The sequence below is a fragment of the Arthrobacter sp. 001422645 genome (assembly GCF_059816125.1).
Window position 1 is genome coordinate 1 of record NZ_JCBANT010000034.1, and the last position, 1236, is coordinate 1236.

Sequence of the window (1236 nt, forward strand, 5' to 3'; positions counted from 1 at the left end):
TGCCCGGTTACCAGTCATGGACGGTTCCGTCGACGAGGCGGTTGTAGGGCAGGTAGGCCTGCTGGTACGGGAACGCGGCGGCGGCCTCTTCGTTGAACTCGACACCGATGCCGGGCTTGTCGCCCGGGTGCAGGTACCCGTCCACGAACGTCATGGACTGCTCGAAGACCTCGTTGGTCTTGTCCGAGTGCTGCATGTATTCCTGGATCCCGTAGTTATGGATCGCCAGGCCCACGTGCAGCTGCGCGGCGAACCCGACCGGGGAAATGTCCGTCGGCCCGTGGAAGCCGGACTTGATCTGGTACTGCGCGGCGAAATCCATCACCTTCTTCAACGGGCTGATCCCGCCGAAGTGGGTCGAGGCGGCCCGGACGTAGTCGATCAACTGTTCCTTGATGATCGTCTGGTAGTCATACACCGTGTTGAAAATTTCACCGATCGCCAGCGGCGTAGTGGTGTGCTGCCGGACCAGGCGCAACGCTTCCTGGTTCTCCGCCGGGGTGCAGTCCTCCAGCCAGAACAGGTCATAAGGCTCCAGCGCCTTGCCCAGCTTCGCGGCCTGGATCGGCGTCATCCGGTGGTGCCCGTCATGGAGCAGCGGCAGTTCCGGGCCGAACTCGTTCCGGACCGCCTCAAACACGCCCGGCAGGTGCCGCAGGTACGCCCGGGTGTCCCAGTCCTCCTCCAGCGGGAACGCGCCCCGGCCGGCCGGCTCGTAGTCATACCGCTCCCCCGAGGCCTGCGCCTGCGCCGCGACCCCGTACACGGCCTTGATCCCCGGCACCGCGGTCTGGATCCGGATCGACTTGTACCCGAGCTCCAGGTGCTCCCGGACCGAATCAAACAACGACGGCAGATCCGCGCCCGAGGCATGCCCGTACGCACGCAGCCCGTTCCGCGACGCCCCGCCCAACAACTGGTACACCGGCATCCCGGCCAGCTTGCCCTTGATGTCCCACAACGCCATGTCCACCGCGGCGATCGCGGCCATCGTCACCGGACCCCGCCGCCAGTACGAGGACCGGTACAGGAACTGCCACGTGTCCTCGATCCGGTGCGGGTCCTTCCCGATCAGCAACTGCGCAACATGCTCCTTCAAATACGCGGCCACCGCGAGCTCCCGCCCGTTCAACGTCGCATCCCCGATCCCCGTCACACCATCCTCCGTGGTGATCCGCAGGGTCACGAAGTTCCGCGAAGGACTGGTCACAAAGACTTCAGCAGCAATGATTTTCA

General features: G+C 65.0%; 1 protein-coding gene. It reads right to left on the reverse strand.

The window, feature by feature from the left end:
* Positions 1–7: 7 nt before the first annotated feature.
* Positions 8–1236, reverse strand: a 1229-nt coding sequence (gene manD, locus AC6EUH_RS18245) for a D-mannonate dehydratase ManD (protein WP_499739500.1), incomplete at its 5' end; no start/stop codon positions are given.